The organism is Paraburkholderia sp. FT54 (assembly GCF_031585635.1).
Classification (GTDB): Bacteria; Pseudomonadota; Gammaproteobacteria; order Burkholderiales; family Burkholderiaceae; genus Paraburkholderia.
The window spans coordinates 23,399-42,860 of record NZ_CP134195.1; the positions used below are offsets into that span (position 1 = coordinate 23,399).

17 protein-coding genes are annotated in these 19,462 nt (G+C 60.5%); all 17 read left to right on the forward strand.

Going from position 1 to position 19,462, the window contains the following annotated elements; all coding sequences use genetic code 11:
- The first annotated feature begins 25 nt into the window (after window positions 1–25).
- The 17 genes from RI103_RS00115 (at window position 26) to RI103_RS00195 (ending at window position 18,890) form a co-directional block, all read left to right on the forward strand.
- Window positions 26–1,081 (forward strand): branched-chain amino acid ABC transporter permease, encoded by a 1,056-nt coding sequence (locus RI103_RS00115; RefSeq protein ID WP_310813491.1) that lies wholly within the window; start codon window positions 26–28, stop codon window positions 1,079–1,081.
- A gap of 4 nt (window positions 1,082–1,085) precedes the next feature.
- Window positions 1,086–2,870 (forward strand): branched-chain amino acid ABC transporter ATP-binding protein/permease, encoded by a 1,785-nt coding sequence (locus RI103_RS00120; RefSeq protein WP_310813492.1) that lies wholly within the window; start codon window positions 1,086–1,088, stop codon window positions 2,868–2,870.
- A gap of 11 nt (window positions 2,871–2,881) precedes the next feature.
- Window positions 2,882–3,634, forward strand: a complete 753-nt coding sequence (locus RI103_RS00125; RefSeq protein ID WP_310813493.1) for an ABC transporter ATP-binding protein — start codon at window positions 2,882–2,884, stop codon at window positions 3,632–3,634.
- 175 nt (window positions 3,635–3,809) lie between these two features.
- On the forward strand, window positions 3,810–5,771 hold the full coding sequence (gene mnmG, locus RI103_RS00130; protein WP_310813494.1) for a tRNA uridine-5-carboxymethylaminomethyl(34) synthesis enzyme MnmG: 1,962 nt from the start codon (window positions 3,810–3,812) through the stop codon (window positions 5,769–5,771).
- Window positions 5,768–6,451 carry a 16S rRNA (guanine(527)-N(7))-methyltransferase RsmG gene (gene rsmG / locus RI103_RS00135; protein WP_310813495.1) on the forward strand — a complete coding sequence of 228 codons (684 nt, stop codon included), beginning with the start codon at window positions 5,768–5,770 and terminating at the stop codon, window positions 6,449–6,451. The genes mnmG and rsmG overlap by 4 nt, the downstream gene beginning before the upstream one ends.
- Window positions 6,452–6,536: 85 nt before the next feature.
- Window positions 6,537–7,328: a ParA family protein gene (locus RI103_RS00140; RefSeq protein WP_310813496.1), complete on the forward strand. Its 792-nt coding sequence runs from the start codon at window positions 6,537–6,539 to the stop codon at window positions 7,326–7,328.
- A gap of 18 nt (window positions 7,329–7,346) precedes the next feature.
- Entirely contained in the window at window positions 7,347–8,234 is an 888-nt protein-coding gene (locus tag RI103_RS00145) for a ParB/RepB/Spo0J family partition protein (protein ID WP_310813497.1), read from the forward strand.
- A gap of 863 nt (window positions 8,235–9,097) precedes the next feature.
- Complete coding sequence (locus RI103_RS00150; protein WP_310813498.1) at window positions 9,098–9,643, forward strand: ATP synthase subunit I; 546 nt, start codon at window positions 9,098–9,100, stop codon at window positions 9,641–9,643.
- 165 nt (window positions 9,644–9,808) lie between these two features.
- Window positions 9,809–10,660, forward strand: a complete 852-nt coding sequence (gene atpB, locus RI103_RS00155; RefSeq protein ID WP_172161968.1) for a F0F1 ATP synthase subunit A — start codon at window positions 9,809–9,811, stop codon at window positions 10,658–10,660.
- Between the two features lie 87 nt (window positions 10,661–10,747).
- Window positions 10,748–11,017, forward strand: coding sequence for a F0F1 ATP synthase subunit C (gene atpE / locus RI103_RS00160; protein ID WP_007180033.1), 270 nt, complete (start codon window positions 10,748–10,750; stop codon window positions 11,015–11,017).
- Between the two features lie 138 nt (window positions 11,018–11,155).
- Complete coding sequence (locus tag RI103_RS00165) at window positions 11,156–11,626, forward strand: F0F1 ATP synthase subunit B (RefSeq protein WP_006050845.1); 471 nt, start codon at window positions 11,156–11,158, stop codon at window positions 11,624–11,626.
- 2 nt (window positions 11,627–11,628) lie between these two features.
- Window positions 11,629–12,168: a F0F1 ATP synthase subunit delta gene (locus tag RI103_RS00170; RefSeq protein ID WP_073427840.1), complete on the forward strand. Its 540-nt coding sequence runs from the start codon at window positions 11,629–11,631 to the stop codon at window positions 12,166–12,168.
- 60 nt (window positions 12,169–12,228) lie between these two features.
- Window positions 12,229–13,770, forward strand: a complete 1,542-nt coding sequence (gene atpA / locus RI103_RS00175) for a F0F1 ATP synthase subunit alpha (RefSeq protein WP_310813499.1) — start codon at window positions 12,229–12,231, stop codon at window positions 13,768–13,770.
- A gap of 139 nt (window positions 13,771–13,909) precedes the next feature.
- The gene (atpG, locus tag RI103_RS00180; RefSeq protein WP_106284868.1) at window positions 13,910–14,794 is read left to right on the forward strand and encodes a F0F1 ATP synthase subunit gamma; all 885 of its coding nucleotides are present in this window, start codon (window positions 13,910–13,912) and stop codon (window positions 14,792–14,794) included.
- Between the two features lie 101 nt (window positions 14,795–14,895).
- A complete protein-coding gene (atpD, locus tag RI103_RS00185; protein ID WP_310813500.1) occupies window positions 14,896–16,290 on the forward strand; it encodes a F0F1 ATP synthase subunit beta in 1,395 nt (464 codons plus the stop codon).
- A gap of 209 nt (window positions 16,291–16,499) precedes the next feature.
- Window positions 16,500–16,925, forward strand: coding sequence for a F0F1 ATP synthase subunit epsilon (locus tag RI103_RS00190; RefSeq protein ID WP_012434800.1), 426 nt, complete (start codon window positions 16,500–16,502; stop codon window positions 16,923–16,925).
- A 234-nt stretch (window positions 16,926–17,159) separates the two neighbouring features.
- Window positions 17,160–18,890, forward strand: coding sequence for an AMP-binding protein (locus tag RI103_RS00195; RefSeq protein WP_310813501.1), 1,731 nt, complete (start codon window positions 17,160–17,162; stop codon window positions 18,888–18,890).
- Window positions 18,891–19,462 lie beyond the last annotated feature (572 nt).

A 19,462-nucleotide genomic window follows, 5' to 3' on the forward strand; every position in this document is an offset into this window, starting at 1 on the left:
TTTCGACGCTTCAGGACGAGGAAGTATGGATCTATCAATTGCGGCGATCCTCGCGCAGGACGGCATCACCACCGGCGCGATCTACGCGCTGCTCGCGCTCGCGCTGGTGCTGGTGTTCTCCGTGACGCGGGTGATCTTCATCCCGCAGGGGGAGTTTGTTTCGTACGGCGCGTTGACGCTCGCCGCACTCCAGACACAGAAATTTCCGGCCACCTGCTGGCTGCTGATGGCGATGGGCGCGGCCTGTTTCGTCGTCGAGGTAGCAGGGTTGGTTCGGCATCCCGAACGGCGCCGGCATGCGGCGCGCACGCTGGTCATGCTGGTCGGCAAATACCTGCTGTTTCCGATCGCGGTCTATGCGCTTACGCAAGGCGTTTTCATGCATCCGCTGTCGATGATCGCGCAGATCGCATTAACGCTGCTGATCGTGATTCCGATGGGGCCGTATGTTTACCGGCTCGCGTACGAGCCGATCGCGGAAGCGACCACACTGCTGCTGTTGATCGTGGCGGTGGCGGTGCACTTCGCGATGGTGGGCCTTGGTCTCGTGATGTTCGGTGCGGAAGGTTCGCGCACCACCGCGTTTTCCGATGCGACCTTCAACATCGGCACGCTGACGATTTCCGGGCAAAGCCTGTGGGTCGTCGGCACCGCGGTTGTGTTGATCGGCGCACTGTATCTGTACTTCGATCGCTCGATCTCGGGCAAGGCCTTGCGCGCGACGTCGGTGAACCGGCTCGGCGCGCGGCTCGTCGGTATCGGCACGACGCAAGCGGGGCGTCTCGCATTCACGTTGGCGGCCGGCCTCGGCGCGCTGTGCGGCATCCTTGTCGCACCCTTGACCACCATCTACTACGACTCGGGCTTCCTGATCGGTTTGAAGGGCTTCGTGGGGGCGATTATCGGCGGCCTCGTCAGCTATCCGCTGGCGGCCGCGGGCTCGATCCTGGTCGGCCTGCTGGAATCGTATTCGTCGTTCTGGGCGAGCGCTTATAAGGAAGTGATTGTGTTCACGCTGATCATCCCGGTGCTGCTCTGGCGAAGCCTTGCCAGCCCGCACGCCGAAGAGGAAGAGGAGTGACGCGATGAAACGGATCATGCAAAACAAGTTCTTCTGGTTGTTCCTCGTGGTGCTGTTCGCGCTGCCGGTGTTGCCGCAGCCGATTCACGTGCCTGAGTACTGGGTGACGCTGCTCAACTACATCGGCCTGTATTCGATCGTGGCGATTGGGCTCGTGCTGCTGACCGGGATCGGCGGGATGACGAGCTTCGGGCAGGCGGCGTTTGTCGGTATCGGCGCTTATGCGACTGCGTATCTGACGACACGGTACGGCGTTTCGCCGTGGCTCGCGCTAATCGCGGGCGTGGTCGTGACGGCGTTGATCGCGCTGATGCTCGGACTGGTGACGATGCGCCTGTCGGGACACTTTCTGCCGCTCGGCACGATCGCGTGGGGACTGGCGCTGTTCTACCTGTTCGGCAATCTGGAAATGCTCGGCAAGTACGACGGCATCAACGGGATTCCGGTGCTGAATGTGTTCGGCATCAACCTGGAGTCCGGTCGCCATATCTATTACCTGATCTGGCTGGTGGTGCTCGGCGCGGTGATCTCAGTTCAGAATCTGCTTAATAGCCGACCGGGGCGTGCAATTCGCGCGCTGCGCGGCGGCGGCATGATGGCCGAAGCGATGGGCGTGGACACCGGGTGGATGCGTGTGGTGATTTTCGTCTATGCGGCCGTGTTGGCGTCGGTTTCGGGCTTTCTGTACGCCCACCTGCAGCGCGCGGTGAATCCGACGCCGTTCGGGCTGAACCACGGCATCGAGTTTCTGTTCATGGCAGTGGTGGGCGGCGTGTCGCATGTCTGGGGCGCGGTGCTTGGCGCGGCGATTCTCACCGTGCTGCAGGACTATCTGCAAACGCTGTTGCCCAAGCTGCTCGGCGAGAACGGCAACTTCGAAGTGATCGTGTTCGGCATCCTGATGGTGCTGTTGCTTCAGTACGCCCGCCAAGGCGTTTGGCCGTTCGTCGCGCGGTTTTTCCCGAAAGGTCCTCGCGCGCATTTAGCCGATCACGCCGAACCGTTGCCGCAGCGCAGCAAGCCAGCGGCCGGTGAAGATCTGCTGACGGTGAACAAAGCACGCAAGCAATTCGGCGGTCTGGTTGCGGTGAACGATGTCAGCTTCGAGGTGAAAGCAGGGCAGATCATCGGCCTCATCGGGCCGAACGGCGCCGGCAAGTCGACAACGTTCAATCTGGTGACCGGCGTGCTGCAAGCGACCAGTGGCGAGATCACGTTCCGCGGTGAGCGCATCGATTCGCTGAGTTCACGTGAAATCGTCAAGCGGGGAATCGGCCGTACCTTCCAGCACGTCAAGTTGCTGCCGGGGATGACGGTGCTCGAAAACGTCGCGATCGGCGCGCATTTGCGAGGGCAGGCTGGCGTGTGGCGCAGCGTTGTGCGCCTGAACAGCGCGGAGGAAGCGCGTTTGATGGCCGAGGCGGCTCGCCAGATTCGCCGTGTCGGCCTCGAGCAGCACATGTATGACGAAGCCGGCAGTCTCGCCTTGGGACAGCAGCGGATTCTCGAAATCGCTCGCGCGCTGTGCTGCGATCCGACGCTGCTATTGCTGGATGAGCCGGCCGCTGGTCTGCGCTATCAGGAAAAGCTGCAACTGGCCGACCTGCTGCGTCGCCTCAAGGCAGAAGGCATGAGCGTGCTGCTGGTGGAGCACGACATGGATTTCGTGATGAATCTCACCGATCGGTTGGTGGTCATGGAGTTCGGCACCCGAATCGCGGAAGGTTTGCCGCAGGACGTGCAACAGAATCCTGCTGTGCTGGAAGCGTATCTCGGCGGGGTTGAGTGATGGAGAACACAATGAATGCTGCTGGTCCGATTCTCGACGTGGACGGGTTGTCCGTCCGCTATGGCAAGGTCGAGGCGCTGCACGGTGCGGCGATCAAGGTGCGGCCCGGGCAGATCGTCTCGGTGATCGGCCCGAACGGCGCGGGCAAGTCCACGCTGCTGAACGCGATCATGGGCGCGTTGCCGACAACAGGCCACGCGAAAGGCGCCGTTCTGTATCAAGGCGAAGACGTCAGCGCCGTGCCGGTCGAAAAGCGTGTCGCTCGCGGCATGTGCCTGGTGCCGGAAAAGCGTGAACTGTTCGCCTCGATGACGGTTGAAGACAATCTCGTCCTCGGCGCCTATCGGCGCAAGCGGGCAGGGGAACGCAACTTTCTCGATCAACTCGAGCCGGTCTTTACGCTGTTTCCGCGATTGAAGGAGCGACGGAAGCAAGCTGCTGGAACCTTGTCCGGTGGTGAGCGGCAGATGCTCGCCGTGGGCCGCGCGCTGATGGGCAAACCCGATCTGCTGATGCTGGATGAGCCAAGTCTTGGTCTTGCGCCGTTGATCGTGAAGGAGATTTTCCACATCATCAGCGCGCTACGGCAGACCGGCGTCGCTACGTTGCTGATCGAGCAGAATGCGCGCGCCGCGTTGCAAATCTCCGATTACGGCTATGTGTTGGAGACCGGTGAACTGGCGCTGGAAGGCCCGGCGACCGACTTGGCGCAGAATCCGCGCGTGATCGAAACCTATCTCGGGTTGGCTAAAAAAGTGGCTTAGCGCTCGCGCTGCTCGCTTTTGCCGTTGTTCAAGGCGGTGTGTTTCACGTGAAACACACCGCCTTTTTTATGGATTGGCCATTCGGACGAAATTCGGGCCTAAACCGAACCCGTTATAATTCGCCCATACATTTTCCTTTGAAAGGCTCACGCGACGATCTGGCGTGAGATCCGCGATGCTCTTTCCCACAGAATTTGACGTAATCGTCGTTGGCGGTGGCCATGCCGGTACCGAAGCCGCTTTGGCTTCGGCGCGCATGGGCAATACGACGCTCCTGCTCACCCATAACATCGAAACCCTTGGCCAGATGAGCTGCAATCCGTCGATTGGCGGCATTGGCAAGGGCCATCTCGTGAAGGAAGTCGACGCGCTCGGCGGCGCAATGGCGGCTGCGACGGACGAAGGCGGCATCCAGTTCCGCATCCTGAATTCTTCGAAGGGGCCGGCCGTTCGTGCGACGCGTGCACAGGCTGACCGTCTGCTGTACAAGCAGGCTATCCGTCATCGGCTGGAGAATCAGCCGAACTTGTGGCTGTTTCAGCAAGCAGTCGATGATCTGATGGTCGAAGGTGACCGTGTCGTTGGCGCTGTCACCCAGGTGGGCATTCGCTTCCGCGCGCGCGCAGTGGTGGTGACGGCAGGGACGTTCCTTGACGGCAAGATTCACGTGGGTTTGAACAATTACACCGGCGGCCGCGCCGGCGATCCGGCGGCGGTATCGCTGTCGGCGCGCCTCAAGGAATTGAAGCTGCCGCAAGGTCGCCTCAAGACCGGGACGCCGCCGCGTATCGACGGCCGGACGATTGATTTCTCCCAACTCGAAGAGCAACCCGGCGATTTGGATCCGGTGCCGGTGTTCTCGTTTCTCGGGCGCGTCGAGCAGCATCCGCGACAAGTGCCGTGCTGGGTGACGCATACGAACGAGCGCACGCACGACATTATCCGTGGCGGCTTGGACCGCTCGCCGATGTACACCGGCGTGATCGAAGGAGTGGGGCCGCGCTATTGCCCGTCGATCGAAGACAAGATTCATCGATTCGCGTCGAAGGAGTCGCATCAGATCTTCCTCGAACCGGAAGGGCTGACGACGAACGAATTCTACCCAAATGGAATCTCCACGAGCCTGCCGTTCGACGTACAGCTGGAGCTTGTGCGCTCAATGCGTGGGTTGGAGCACGCGCACATTCTTCGGCCGGGCTATGCGATCGAGTATGACTACTTCGATCCGCGCGGGCTGAAGGCGTCGCTGGAAACCAAGGCGATCAACGGACTGTTTTTCGCGGGTCAGATTAACGGCACCACTGGCTATGAAGAGGCTGCGGCGCAGGGTCTGTTGGCGGGGATCAATGCTGGCCTCTATGTGCAAGGCAAGGAAGCGTGGTGCCCGCGTCGCGATCAAGCTTACCTTGGTGTACTGGTCGACGATCTTGTGACGCGCGGCGTATCCGAGCCGTATCGCATGTTCACGAGCCGCGCCGAATATCGTCTGAGCCTCCGCGAAGACAATGCGGATATGCGTCTCACCGAGATTGGCCGCGAGCTAGGTGTGGTTGACGACGTCCGTTGGGACGCTTTCAGCCGCAAGCGCGACGCTGTTTCACGTGAAACAGAGCGCCTTCGCACGACATGGGTCAATCCTAAGACGTTATCAACGGACGAAGCGACGGCGTTGCTCGGCAAACCGATCGACCACGAGTACAGCTTGGCGGATCTGCTGCGTCGTCCGGGTGTGTCGTACGACGGCGTCTGTGGGCTGCGTGCCGGGGCATGTGCCGCGCCAGAAACGCTGGCGGAAGATGACGTGCTGCTCGCCCAGATCAAGGAGCAGATCGAAATCGGCATCAAATATCAGGGCTACATCGACCGCCAGGCCGGCGAAATCGAACGAAACGAGGCGCACGAGGGCACGCGTTTGCCCGAGGGGCTTGACTACGCGGAAGTCCGAGGGCTGTCGTTCGAAGCGCGCCAGAAGCTGGCACAGTTTCGCCCCGAAACCATTGGCCAGGCGTCGCGTATTTCGGGGATTACGCCGGCTGCCATCTCATTGCTGATGGTCCATCTGAAGCGCGGCTTGGGTCGTCACCCGACGAAACCCGCCGAGCCCGGCACCGACGGCAGCACGCCGGTGACGCAATGACGGTGAGCCAGAAGGGAAGTGGTAGGGATGCATTGGCGCCGTTGCTACAGGACGGTGTCCGCGAACTCGGCCTCCACTTGAGCGACGCGCAACTCGGCAAACTGCTCGATTACGTCGCGTTGCTGTCGAAGTGGAATGCCGTCTACAACCTCACGGCGATCCGCGATCCGCGGCAGATGTTGATTCAGCACATCCTGGATTCGCTTTCGATCGTGCCGCACCTGGCCCCGCTCGGCCCGTCCTCGGTACTCGACGTGGGCTCCGGTGGCGGCTTGCCGGGCATCGTACTGGCGATTGTTCTGCCGCAATGGACGGTCACGGTGAACGACATCGTTCATAAAAAGACGGCTTTCCAAGCGCAGGCCAAGGCCGAACTCGGTCTTGCGAATCTCTCGGTGGTGACTGGGCGGGTCGAGACTTTGCAGCCGGGCGCCGAAGTACCGGCAAAGTTCGACGTAATTGTCTCGCGCGCATTCGCAGAGCTCGCGGATTTCGTTACACTGGCCCGTCATCTGGTTGCGGAGCAGGGAGCGATCTGGGCCATGAAAGGCGTACGCCCAGACGGCGAAATCGAACGCTTGCCGGCAGGCGCCCACGTGGAACAGATTATTCGGCTGAACGTGCCGTCGCTCGATGCAGAGCGACACCTGATCAAGGTTTTGGTGGATGCCGGCAGCTAGCGGCTGGCTCGCGCTAGCTCCACAGTCGCACCCAGCATCACTATGATTTTTACTTCATCCAAGCTGCAAAAGGGACACACCAACGATGGCAAAAATCTTCTGCGTTGCGAACCAGAAGGGCGGCGTCGGCAAGACGACGACCGCAGTCAATCTGGCCGCGAGCTTGGCAGCGCAGGGACAGCGAGTCCTTCTCATCGACCTGGACCCGCAGGGCAACGCCACGATGGGCAGCGGCATCGATAAGGCTACATGCGCGAACACCGTCTACGAAGTGCTGGTGGACGGCGTCGCGGTGGCCGACGCGCGAGTGCGGCCGGAGGCTGTCGATTACGACGTGCTGCCCGCGAATCGTGAGCTCGCGGGGGCCGAGGTCGAGTTGGTCAGTGTGCAGAACCGTGAGCGTCAATTGAAGGCCGCGCTCGCCGCGGTCGAAAACGAATACGACTTCGTGCTGATCGACTGTCCGCCGGCTTTGTCGCTGCTGACGCTCAACGGCCTGTGCGCCGCGCACGGCGTCGTGATTCCGATGCAGTGCGAGTACTTCGCGCTCGAGGGCCTGTCCGATCTGGTCAACACCATCAAGCAGGTGCACGCGAACCTCAATCGGGACCTGAAAGTGATTGGGCTGCTGCGCGTGATGTTCGATCCGCGCATCACACTGCAACAGCAAGTCTCGGATCAGCTGAAAGAGCATTTCGGCGACAAGGTGTTCGACGCGGTGATCCCGCGCAACGTACGTCTTGCCGAGGCACCCAGCTATGGTTTGCCGGGCGTGGTGTTCGACAGGGCATCGCGCGGCGCGCAGGCGTATGTGCAGTTCGGCGTGGAAATGATTGAGCGGGTGCGCGCATTGAATGACGCGCCCCAGGCATCCTAAGCGGATCGAGGAAGCACGATGAACGCAGTAGCGAGAAAGAAGGGGTTGGGCCGCGGTCTGGAGGCATTGCTCGGCGGCACGGCTGACATTACCGAGGCGGTGGCGATAGAGGGTGCTCCGAACGTGCTGCCGCTCAGCAAGATGCAGGCGGGCAAATACCAGCCGCGGACGCGCATGGACGAGGGCGCATTGCAGGAACTGGCGGCGAGCATTCGCGCGCAGGGTGTGATGCAGCCGATCCTCGTGCGTCCTGTGTCCGCTGACAAGTACGAGATCATTGCCGGCGAACGGCGTTTTCGCGCGGCGCGTCTCGCGGGCCTCGATGAAGTGCCGGTGCTAGTGAAGAACGTGCCCGACCAGGCCGCCGCCGCGATGGCGTTGATCGAGAACATCCAGCGCGAGGATCTGAATCCGCTGGAAGAGGCGCAAGGCATCCAGCGCTTGCTCGACGAGTTCGATTTCACGCACGAACAGGCGGCGGAGTCGGTTGGCCGGTCGCGTAGTGCGGTTTCCAATCTGCTGCGTTTGCTCAACCTGGCATCGCCCGTACAGACGATGCTGCTGGCCGGTGATCTGGACATGGGGCACGCTCGCGCGCTGCTGGCTGTCGACGCCGCGACGCAGATCACGTTGGCCAACCAGGTTGTCAACAAGCGCATGTCGGTGCGCGAAACCGAAAAGCTGGTGACGACGACCACCAAGGCTGCGCCAGCTGTGAAGGCGCGTGCGAACCCGGATGGTGGCCGCGATACGCGGCGGCTCGAAGAAGAGTTGTCGGACTTGCTGGCGGCGACGGTCAAGATCAAGCTCGGCCGACGCGGGCGCGGGCAGGTGCTGGTGGACTTCGGTGATCTGGACGCACTGGAAGGCATTCTTGTCCGGTTGCGCGGTAACGCCACCGCTTGATTTACGAGGGGAATGGGAAGGGCGCGGGATAGGCTTGCGATGAGGCTCAATGCCGAGGGCAAGCTGTGTGGTTCGCCGCGGATCTTCGGGGCCGCGGGTTTGCAACAAAAACGCATAGCGCCGATCGGCCTTTTGCGACCGATCGGTGGCCCATATCAACGTTTGATGGATTCCTAAGTAAACCTCGTGTCAGATCATCAGGATTGCTGATATATCTGGGCTTGTTGCGAGTCTCGCCGGTTGCGGGTATTGCGGCGATCGCCCGCGTCGCTGCCACGCCGCCGTCGCGATGCGTGCGTATTTCTGCCAACTTGGCGTCGGGATCCGCGACCTGGATGGTCCGCAATGTCCGCGAGGATGGTTTCACGGAGCAGGGCGCGCCTGAGTAAAGCCGAAGTGCCGGCCGCCACCTCGCCAGCGCTCTCATTCGGCGCTAGCGAGCGAGGTACTTCGCGAAACCGTCCCGCCGATTGCCATGCACGAGTCAGTTCACGAATACGAGCACACCACTTCGCGCTTACCCGGCGGCGCCCGCCGTGTCCACTTACGCAGGCAAAAATCGACGTTTGTTGCATTTTCGAGACGTCTGCTACGGCGTTTAATCGAACCATCGACGAGTGCAAATTCACCCGGTTCAAACCGCATGTTTAGGCAGCGCCCGACAGTCTTACATTTGACGTGTTTCGCCCGGTGAAACCGACTATTCCGCATGGTGAGGGGACTTTTCACACTGGCTTATTGAACGGCCTAAAGTCTTGAATTGCCTGCAACTATCGCTTACAATCGCCCGGATTTAATTGCACGGGAACCCCGTAAGCGCAGCGTAAGCTCGCGGGCTGGAACAAGACTTTCGGAACACTGCGATGGCGGTCAAAACGTCGAATCAAGCGCCGAAGAATGGGCACGACGAACACCGCGCTGAACGCAAAGCTTCCGTTGCGTCCACCGGTCGGCAAGCGACACCTGGCGAAGCGTGGGATGTCGAGCAACAAGATAACAATATCGTTCCGCTCACGCGGGCTGAAGCCGAAAAGCTATTTGGTCCCAACGTGAGTCGTCCATCGCGCGTTACGCCTTTCAAGGTAGTGGCAGCGCAAATGGTTTTGTCCCTGGGTGCTACGCTGGTGTGGTGGCTGTTCTACAAGCCGCCGGGCGCTGCTGCGCTGTCCGCGTTCCTGGGGGGGGCGATCTGCTGGGTGCCGGGCGCGTTGTTCGCGGCACGACTTAGAACGCTGAGCGGCGCTGAAACAGTAATGAGCTGGATGATCGGCGAAGCGCTCAAGATGGGGACAACGATCGCGATGTTCGTAGCCATCGCCTTCTGGTATCACGACGTACGCTGGGTTCCGCTGCTCGTGACTTACCTCATCGCGCTCAAGACGTACTGGATCGCCTTGGCTTGGCGCTAAGGCCAGCAGCAACAAAAGTAGCAGCAAAAAAATTCAGGCTGGCGCATGGCGCCGGCCCAAAGTGTGCGGATATGACACGATCCGCGCCCGGCGTGTTCCCGCAATACAGAATTGCTGCGGGAGCGGCCTAAGACGATTTTCGACAATTTGGGTGGCATTAACGATATGGCAGCTAGCGAAGGCACGCGCGCTCTGGATCCGTCCGAGTACATCGCGCACCACTTGCAGAACTTTTCCACCGCGCACCAGACGTCGATTTTCGACATTCACGTCTGGAATCTGGACACCCTTTTCTGGTCGATCGTTTGCGGTCTGGCCACGATCCTGATCTTGCATCTCGCTGCCCGCAAGGCAACGTCCGGTGTGCCGGGCCGTTTCCAATGCGCGATCGAAATGCTGGTTGAAATGGTCGAGGATCAATCGAAGTCGATGATCCACGGCTCGCGCACCTTCATCGCACCGTTGGCTCTGACCGTGTTCGTCTGGGTCGCGCTGATGAACTCGCTCGACTTCATCCCCGTCGACCTGCCGGGCCGCGTGATCGGTTGGCTGGGTCTGTCGGAAGTCATCCCCCATCACCGCATCGTGCCGACCGCCGACCTGAACGGTACGCTCGGCATCGCACTCGGCGTGTTCGCGCTGATGATTTACTACAACTTCAAGATCAAGGGCGCAGGCGGCTTCGTACACGAACTGCTGTCGGCTCCGTTCGGTGCGCATCCGCTCCTGTGGATCCCGAACCTTGCATTGAACATCATCGAGTTCGTCGCAAAGACGGTCTCGCTCGGCATGCGGCTGTTCGGCAACATGTACGCGGGCGAACTGTTGTTCCTGCTGATTGCCCTGCTCGGCAGCATGTGGGGTTTCGGCGCGGACGCGTCAGTGCTCGGCTTTATCGGCCACGTCATCGCTGGCACGGTTTGGGCGATCTTCCACATCCTGATCGTTCTGCTGCAAGCATTCATTTTCATGATGCTGACGCTGGTGTACATCGGCCAGGCACACGACAGCCACTAATCGCGGCTTGTCGAACGACGTTTTAGTTTTGTTTCATTAAATCCCAGTTCCAACCAGTTCTAAAAGACTTTTCACAAAGGAGTGATCATGCAAGCTTTCATCGCCAACATCCAGGGTCTGACCGCCATCGGTATCGGCATCATCATCGGCCTGGGTGCAATCGGCGCCTGTATCGGTATCGGCTTGATGGGCGGCAAGTACATCGAAGCGTGCGCACGTCAGCCTGAACTGATGAACCCGCTGCAAACCAAGATGTTCCTGCTGGCTGGTCTGATCGATGCGGCGTTCCTGATTGGCGTTGGTGTGGCAATGCTGTTTGCGTTCGCGAACCCGCTGCTGTCGAAGCTGGCAGGCTGAGGTTCCTCGGAAGTTTGCGCCTGAGCTATAACTGGTAAAGGCGCAGGGCGGAACGGGCACTCGGGCGCTGATCGAATACAGAATCGATGAGCGCCTTGCCGTTTCACTTTCCGAACTAGCAACGTTTAAGGAAACACCGTGAATCTCAACGCAACCCTGTTTGCGCAAATGGTCGTGTTCCTGATCCTCGCGTGGTTCACGATGAAGTTCGTGTGGCCGCCGCTGATCAACGCCCTCGACGAGCGCTCGAAGAAGATTGCTGACGGTTTGTCGGCTGCTGAAAAGGGCAAGGCAGAACTCGAAGCCGCTCACAAGCGCGTCGACCAGGAACTCGCTCAGGCACGCAACGACGGTCAGCAACGCATTGCTGACGCAGAAAAGCGCGCTGTGGCAGTCGCTGACGAAATCAAGGCTCAAGCACAGGCTGAAGCCGCTCGCATCATCGCGCAAGCGAAGGCCGACGCGGAGCAGCAAGTCGTGAAGGCGCGCGAAACGCTGCGCGGCGAAGTTGCTGCACTCGCTGTGAAGGGCGCTGAACAGATCCTGAAGCGCGAAGTCGACCAGGCAGCTCACGCTGACCTGCTGAATCAACTGAAAGCCGAGCTCTGATCATGGCCGAACTTGCAACCATCGCCCGTCCGTACGCAGAAGCGCTGTTTGGCGTGGCCGAAGCTGGTGACATCGCCGCCTGGTCCACGCTCGTGCAGGAGCTGGCACAGGTTGCGCGTCTGCCCGAAGTGCTGTCGATCGCCTCGAGCCCGAAAGTAAGCCGTGCCCAAGTCAGCGAACTGCTGCTGGCCGCGGTCAAGTCGCCGCTCAAGGACAACGCGCAAGCGAAGAATCTGGTGCAAATGCTGGTGGACAACCATCGTCTGCAATTGCTGCCGGAAATCGCTGTGCAGTTCGAAGAGTTGAAGAATGCCCGCGAAGGGGCGGCCGATGTGCTGATCGTCAGCGCATTCCCGCTCGAAGGCGCGCAGTTGAACGACCTCGTCGCAAGTCTCGAACGCAAGTTCAAACGCAAGCTGAAGCCGACGGTCGAGGTCGACTCGTCGTTGATCGGCGGCGTGCGCGTGACGGTCGGCGACGAAGTGCTCGATACCTCGGTCCGCGCGCGGCTTGCCAGCATGCAAACGGCTCTGACGGCCTGAAGCGCTTCATAAGCGCTGAAGCCGCTGGCACGCAACAGAATTGACTATCAGGAGCGAATAATGCAACTCAATCCCTCTGAAATCAGTGAGCTGATCAAGAGCCGGATCCAGGGCCTTGAAGCGAGCGCAGACGTTCGCAACCAGGGCACCGTGATCTCCGTGACCGACGGTATCGTGCGCATCCACGGCCTGTCGGAAGTGATGCAGGGCGAAATGCTCGAATTCCCGGGCAACACCTTCGGTCTGGCACTGAACCTCGAGCGCGACTCGGTCGGTGCCGTGATTCTGGGTGAGTACGAACACATTTCGGAAGGCGACGTGGTCAAGACGACCGGCCGCATTCTGGAAGTGCCGGTGGGTCCGGAGCTGCTCGGCCGCGTGGTCGACGCACTCGGCAACCCGATCGACGGCAAGGGCCCGATCAACGCGAAGAAGACCGACGCAATCGAAAAGATTGCTCCGGGCGTGATCTGGCGTAAGTCGGTTTCGGAACCGGTCCAAACCGGTCTGAAGTCGATCGACGCGATGGTGCCGGTTGGCCGTGGCCAGCGTGAGCTGATCATCGGCGACCGCCAGTGCGGCAAGACCGCAGTCGCAGTCGACGCGATCATCAACCAGAAGGGCAAGAACCTTTTCTGTATCTACGTCGCGATCGGCCAGAAGGCTTCGTCGATCATGAACGTGGTGCGCAAGCTGGAAGAAACCGGCGCGCTGGAATACACGATCGTCGTGGCCGCTTCGGCTTCGGAATCGGCTGCCATGCAGTACCTGGCACCGTACGCCGGCTGCACGATGGGTGAATACTTCCGCGACCGCGGTCAAGACGCGCTGATCGTTTATGACGATTTGACCAAGCAAGCTTGGGCATACCGTCAGATCTCGCTGCTGCTGCGCCGTCCGCCGGGCCGTGAAGCGTATCCGGGCGACGTGTTCTATCTGCACTCGCGCTTGCTGGAACGTGCTGCTCGCGTCTCGGAAGAGTACGTCGAGAAGTTCACGAACGGTGAAGTGAAGGGCAAGAGCGGTTCGCTGACGGCACTGCCGGTCATTGAAACGCAAGCAGGCGACGTGACCGCATTCGTTCCGACGAACGTGATCTCGATTACCGACGGCCAGATCTTCCTGGAAACCGACCTCTTCAACGCAGGTATCCGCCCGGCAATTAACGCCGGCGTGTCGGTGTCGCGCGTCGGTGGTGCGGCACAGACGAAGGTCGTGAAGAAGCTGTCGGGCGGTATCCGTACCGACCTCGCGCAGTACCGTGAACTGGCTGCGTTCGCGCAGTTCGCCTCGGACCTCGACGAAGCAACCCGCAAGCAACTGGAGCGCGGCCGCCGCGTGACGGAACTGCTGAAGCAGCCGCAGTATCAGCCGCTGCAAGTGTGGGAACTGGCTGTGGCGCTCTTCGCAGCGAACAACGGTTACCTCGACGATCTGGAAGTTGCGCAAGTGCTGCCGTTCGAAAAGGGCCTGCGCGACTACCTGAAGTCGAAGCACGCTGACCTGATCAAGCGCGTCGAAGACACCAAGGAACTCTCGAAGGACGACGAAGCCCTGCTGCACACGGCTCTCAAAGACTTCAAGAAGTCCGGCGCTTATTGATCCGCGAGTGACCTACAAGGCATAAACGGACCTTGAAGCAGCGCGGCCCACAGGCAACTGAACCCGCGCTGCTTCGATCGCTTTGCATGGGCCCCGAGTAAGCGCTAAAGCGCTAACTCGGGCCGACAAGGAGCAAGCAATGGCTGGAATGAAGGAAATTCGCGGCAAGATCAAGAGCGTGCAAAACACGCGCAAGATCACGAAAGCGATGGAGATGGTGGCCGCATCGAAGATGCGCCGCGCTCAGGAGCGCATGCGCGCTGCTCGCCCGTATGCCGACAAGGTCCGCGATATCGCTGCGCACATGAGCCGTGCGAACCCGGAGTATCGTCACCCGTTCATGGTGTCGAACGAAGGCGCGAAGGCGGCCGGCATCATCCTCGTCACGACCGATAAAGGTCTGTGCGGCGGCATGAACACCAACGTGCTGCGCGCGTCGCTGCAGAAGTTCAAGGAACTGGAAGGCCAAGGCAAGACGATCGAAGCAACTGCGATCGGCACCAAGGGTCTGGGTTTCCTGAATCGTCTGCGCGCCAAGGTGGTGTCGAATGTCGTGCATCTGGGCGATACACCGCATCTGGAAAAGCTGATCGGCGCGGTGAAGGTGCAGCTCGACCTGTACTCGGAAGGCAAGGTTTCGGCGGTGTACCTGGCGTACACGCGCTTCGTCAATACGATGAAGCAGGAGCCGGTGATCGAGCAACTGCTGCCGCTGTCGGCGGACCAGTTCGAGCGCAAGGAAGAAGACGGCACGACGCCGAGCACGCAGTGGGACTACATCTACGAGCCGGATGCGCAGGCAGTGGTGGACGAACTGCTGGTGCGTTATGTCGAAGCGCTGGTCTATCAGGCCGTCGCGGAAAACATGGCGTCGGAACAGTCGGCACGAATGGTCGCAATGAAGGCCGCTTCGGACAACGCGAAGACGGTCATCAACGAACTGCAGCTCGTGTACAACAAGAGTCGTCAGGCCGCGATCACGAAAGAACTGTCGGAAATCGTCGGTGGCGCGGCGGCAGTCTGACCTTGATGGTCAGGCTGGCTGCTTCGTGTGCGCCTCGTGGCGCACCCCATCGAAACTGCGCCTTTGCGCGAGTGAAGAATTGAGTATCTAAAGGAAAAGCGATGAGTACTACTGCTTTGGTAGAAGGCAAGATCGTACAGTGCATCGGCGCGGTGATCGACGTGGAATTCCCGCGTGACCACATGCCGAAGATTTACGACGCGCTCATTCTCGAAGGTTCGGAACTGACCCTCGAAGTCCAGCAACAGCTGGGCGACGGCGTCGTCCGCACCATTTGTCTGGGTGCATCGGACGGTCTGCGCCGCGGTACGACGGTCAAGAACACCGGCAAGCCGATCAGCGTGCCGGTCGGCAAGCCGACCCTCGGCCGGATCATGGACGTGCTGGGTCGCCCGATCGACGAAGCCGGCCCGATCAACTCGGACGTGGTTCGCGGTATTCACCAGAAGGCTCCGGCATTCGAGGACCTGTCGCCGTCGACGGAACTGCTCGAAACCGGCATCAAGGTTATCGACCTGATCTGCCCGTTCGCGAAGGGCGGCAAGGTTGGCCTGTTCGGTGGCGCCGGCGTGGGCAAGACCGTGAACATGATGGAACTGATCAACAACATCGCCAAGGAACACGGTGGTTACTCCGTGTTCGCCGGTGTTGGCGAGCGTACCCGCGAAGGGAACGACTTCTATCACGAAATGAAGGACTCGAACGTTCTCGACAAGGTCGCGCTGGTGTACGGCCAGATGAACGAGCCGCCGGGCAACCGTCTGCGCGTCGCGCTGACCGGTCTGACGATGGCTGAGCACTTCCGTGACGAAGGTCTCGACGTGCTGTTCTTCGTCGACAACATCTACCGTTTCACGCTGGCAGGCACGGAAGTGTCGGCACTGCTCGGCCGTATGCCGTCGGCAGTGGGCTATCAGCCTACTTTGGCTGAAGAAATGGGTAAGCTGCAAGAACGTATTACGTCGACCAAGACCGGCTCGATCACGTCGGTTCAGGCCGTGTACGTCCCTGCGGATGACTTGACCGACCCGTCGCCGGCCACGACTTTCGGCCACCTGGACGCAACGGTGGTGTTGTCGCGTGACATCGCTTCGCTGGGTATCTACCCGGCAGTCGACCCGCTCGATTCGACCTCGCGTCAGATCGACCCGAACGTGATTGGTGAAGAGCACTACTCGATCACGCGCGGCGTGCAGCAAACGCTGCAGCGCTACAAGGAACTGCGCGACATTATCGCGATTCTGGGCATGGACGAACTGGCGCCGGAAGACAAGCTCGCCGTGGCGCGCGCTCGTAAGATCCAGCGTTTCCTGTCGCAGCCGTTCCACGTCGCTGAAGTGTTCACGGGCTCGCCGGGCAAGTACGTGCCGCTGAAGGAAACGATCCGTGGCTTCAAGATGATCGTCGACGGCGAGTGCGACCACCTGCCGGAACAAGCGTTCTACATGGTCGGCACGATCGACGAAGCCTTCGAAAAGGCCAAGAAGATCCAGTAAAGGTCGGGTGTAACGAAGCGGGCGCCGGCGTCCGCGCGGAAGGGATACCATCACGGTATCGAATCCCGAAGCCGGCGCCTCTTAATACGCTCAACCCAGCCTTGCATGGGACGAGAGTCAGCGCTAAAGCGTTAGCTCTCGTCGAGCTTTGCAGGGGACCCGAGTAAGCGCTAAAGCGCCAACTCTGGTCGCCACAGGAGTCGACACTTATGGCAACAATCAAGGTAGACGTCGTCAGCGCGGAAGAGCAGATCTTCTCGGGCCAGGCGAAGTTCGTCGCGCTGCCGGGCGAAGCAGGTGAACTCGGTATTCTGCCGGGCCACACGCCGCTCATCACGCGGATTCGTCCGGGTGCGGTGCGCATCGAAGCTGAAAACGGTGAAGAAGAGTTTGTCTTCGTCGCCGGCGGCATCCTCGAAATCCAGCCGGGCGCTGTGACGGTTCTCGCCGACACGGCTATCCGCGGCAAGGATCTCGACGAAGCCAAGGCTGAAGATGCACGCAAGCGCGCGGAAGAAGCGCTGCAGAACACGGGCTCGAACCTCGAATACGCAACCGCGCAAGCGGAACTGGCGTACGCGACGGCTCAGCTCGCTGCGATTCAGCGACTGCGCAAGCTGCGCGGTCAGAACTAGGCAACACGTATCAGAGAGAAAGCAGCCTTCGTGGCTGCTTTTTTTTGACCGCGACTTGACGTTTACGGAAAGGTTAGCAAAATTGTGTTTTCCAATCGATTGACGTCGCGCCCTGGCAGTTTGCAAATGCGCTGCGGGTAAGACTTGATGCCGGACAGACACACGCCAGTGGCACAATCGATTTCAAATTCATTTCAATAGGCGAGCTTGCGCTCAGCTCACGGAGACAACACCATGGCAACGCACGTGTCAGGCGAAGGTGCACTCATCGAACCGAAAGACGGACTGTCGTATGTCCGTGGGTCGACCGATATCCCGCTGAGCGAAGCGACGGTCGGCCAGTTTCTGCGCGAGACGGCGGCGCGCTTTCCGGACCGTCCGGCCGTGGTGTTTCGCGAGCAGCTAATTCGGTGGACGTGGAAGGAGTTCGCCGAAGAAGTCGACGTATTGGCGGCCGGCCTGCTCACACTCGGTATCGAGAAGGGCGACCGCGTCGGCATCTGGTCGCCGAATCGTGTGGAATGGCTGCTTACCCAGTTTGCGACGGCGCGCATCGGCGCCGTGCTGGTCAACATCAATCCGGCGTATCGGCTCGCCGAGCTCGAGTACGCGCTGAACAAGGTTGGCTGCAAGGCGATCATCGCCGCCGAGCGCTTCAAGACGTCGATGTACCTGGAGATGCTGCAGGAACTCGCGCCCGAACTGGCCACGCAAGCGCCTGGTGAATTGCACGCGGCTAAGTTGCCCGAATTGCGCTACGTGATTCGCATGTGCGACACGCAGACGCCGGGTATGTTGAGCTTTTCCGACGTGATCGAGCAGGGGCGCGTGTCGCTCGACGTGGCGAAGCTCGACGCCATTGGCGCCACGCTTTCGTGCCACGAGCCGATCAATATCCAGTTCACCAGCGGCACGACAGGCAATCCGAAGGGCGCGACGCTGACCCACAGCAACGTGGTGAACAACGCGCGCTACATCGCGATGGCGATGCGGCTGACCGAGCAGGACGGCTTGTGCATTCCCGTCCCGCTGTATCACTGCTTCGGCATGGTGCTGGCGGTGCTGGCGTGCGTGTCGACCGGCGCGAATATGGTGTTTCCGGGCGAGGGCTTCGACCCGGCTGCAACACTCGCCGCGGTCGCCGAAGAGCAGTGCACCGCCTTGCACGGCGTGCCGACCATGTTCATCGCCGAGCTCGACCATCCGAACTTCGCCAGTTACGATTTCTCGCGCTTGCGCACCGGCATCATGGCGGGCTCGCCTTGCCCGATCGAGACCATGAAGAAGGTCGTCTCCAGAATGCATCTGGGCGAAATCACCATCGCCTACGGCATGACGGAAACCAGCCCGGTCTCGTTCCAGAGCTCGACCACCGATCCGCTCGACAAGCGCACGACGACGGTCGGCCGCATCCAGCCGCACCTGGAAGTGAAAATCGTCGATGCCCTCGGCGAGATCGTGCCGGTGGGCGAAACCGGCGAACTGTGCACGCGCGGCTACTCGGTGATGCAAGGCTATTGGGGCGACGAGGCGAAGACGCGCGAAAGCATTGTCGACGGCTGGATGCATACCGGCGATCTGGCGACGCTCGATGCCGAAGGCTACTGCAATATCGTCGGCCGTCTGAAGGACATGCTGATTCGCGGCGGCGAGAACATCTATCCGCGTGAGATCGAGGAGTTTCTGTTTCGCCACCCGAAGATCCAGAGCGTGCAAGTGTTCGGCGTGCCCGACGCGAAGTACGGCGAAGAGGTATGCGCGTGGGTCGTACTGCGCTCAGGCGAGCAGGCAACCGCCGAAGAGATCCAGCAGTTCTGCCAGGGGCAGATTGCGCACTACAAGGTGCCGAAGTACATCCGTTTCGTCGACGAACTGCCCATGACGGTGACCGGCAAGGTGCAGAAGTTCATCATGCGCGAGCAGATGATCAGTGAGTTGAAGCTGCGGGAAGACAAGACGGCGTGACGTTCAATGGCCGGTCCGCGCGTGGCAGATCAGCGCGCGACGCGAACCAGCCGGAGCAAAAGCCAGAGCACAGAGACGAACCGTTTGCCGTGCCCGTCGCTAAAAGACCGCGAACGTGCCCGAAGCGGCGCGCCACCGCGTCGCGCAAACGTTTGGCCAGACGAAAAAAAAGCGGGCCTGGAGCCCGCTAAAAACCACACGCTACGGGGTTAGCGCGAGGAGACCAAAGAAGGAACCGACTGAAACGACGACCCTGCGTCGATTACGGCTCCAGCAGGGATGCCCCTTCACAGGGCTTCGGCATACGCCGACCGGCAAGTGCATCGTATTCGCTCACACCACGCACCCAGCCACATCCGTGTTGAAACCGTTGAGGGCATTGTGGGCGAATTAACCTACGAGCGCGGTAACAAAGTGTTTCAGGTTGTAACGCCCGCCAGATAAGGCGCAGCAGGATATTTTGCCAAACCGAAACGATTTAAAAGTAATTTTTACCGATGACTCGCCCGCAATTTCATACGCATGATTGATGCTATTCGCGACGCATAGTGCGGCGTAATCCGTTAAGTCGA

What these genes read in the sequence shown, in the direction of transcription:
- atpB (WP_172161968.1), top strand. Translation starts at nt 9,809, where the DNA reads ATGGCAGCTAGCGAAGGCACGCGCGCTCTGGATCCGTCCGAGTACATC.
- mnmG (WP_310813494.1), top strand. Translation starts at nt 3,810, where the DNA reads ATGCTCTTTCCCACAGAATTTGACGTAATCGTCGTTGGCGGTGGCCAT.
- atpG (WP_106284868.1), top strand. Translation starts at nt 13,910, where the DNA reads ATGGCTGGAATGAAGGAAATTCGCGGCAAGATCAAGAGCGTGCAAAAC.
- atpA (WP_310813499.1), top strand. Translation starts at nt 12,229, where the DNA reads ATGCAACTCAATCCCTCTGAAATCAGTGAGCTGATCAAGAGCCGGATC.
- atpE (WP_007180033.1), top strand. Translation starts at nt 10,748, where the DNA reads ATGCAAGCTTTCATCGCCAACATCCAGGGTCTGACCGCCATCGGTATC.
- RI103_RS00195 (WP_310813501.1), top strand. Translation starts at nt 17,160, where the DNA reads ATGGCAACGCACGTGTCAGGCGAAGGTGCACTCATCGAACCGAAAGAC.
- atpD (WP_310813500.1), top strand. Translation starts at nt 14,896, where the DNA reads ATGAGTACTACTGCTTTGGTAGAAGGCAAGATCGTACAGTGCATCGGC.
- RI103_RS00115 (WP_310813491.1), top strand. Translation starts at nt 26, where the DNA reads ATGGATCTATCAATTGCGGCGATCCTCGCGCAGGACGGCATCACCACC.
- RI103_RS00150 (WP_310813498.1), top strand. Translation starts at nt 9,098, where the DNA reads ATGGCGGTCAAAACGTCGAATCAAGCGCCGAAGAATGGGCACGACGAA.
- RI103_RS00120 (WP_310813492.1), top strand. Translation starts at nt 1,086, where the DNA reads ATGAAACGGATCATGCAAAACAAGTTCTTCTGGTTGTTCCTCGTGGTG.
- rsmG (WP_310813495.1), top strand. Translation starts at nt 5,768, where the DNA reads ATGACGGTGAGCCAGAAGGGAAGTGGTAGGGATGCATTGGCGCCGTTG.
- RI103_RS00190 (WP_012434800.1), top strand. Translation starts at nt 16,500, where the DNA reads ATGGCAACAATCAAGGTAGACGTCGTCAGCGCGGAAGAGCAGATCTTC.
- RI103_RS00145 (WP_310813497.1), top strand. Translation starts at nt 7,347, where the DNA reads ATGAACGCAGTAGCGAGAAAGAAGGGGTTGGGCCGCGGTCTGGAGGCA.
- RI103_RS00125 (WP_310813493.1), top strand. Translation starts at nt 2,882, where the DNA reads ATGAATGCTGCTGGTCCGATTCTCGACGTGGACGGGTTGTCCGTCCGC.
- RI103_RS00140 (WP_310813496.1), top strand. Translation starts at nt 6,537, where the DNA reads ATGGCAAAAATCTTCTGCGTTGCGAACCAGAAGGGCGGCGTCGGCAAG.
- RI103_RS00170 (WP_073427840.1), top strand. Translation starts at nt 11,629, where the DNA reads ATGGCCGAACTTGCAACCATCGCCCGTCCGTACGCAGAAGCGCTGTTT.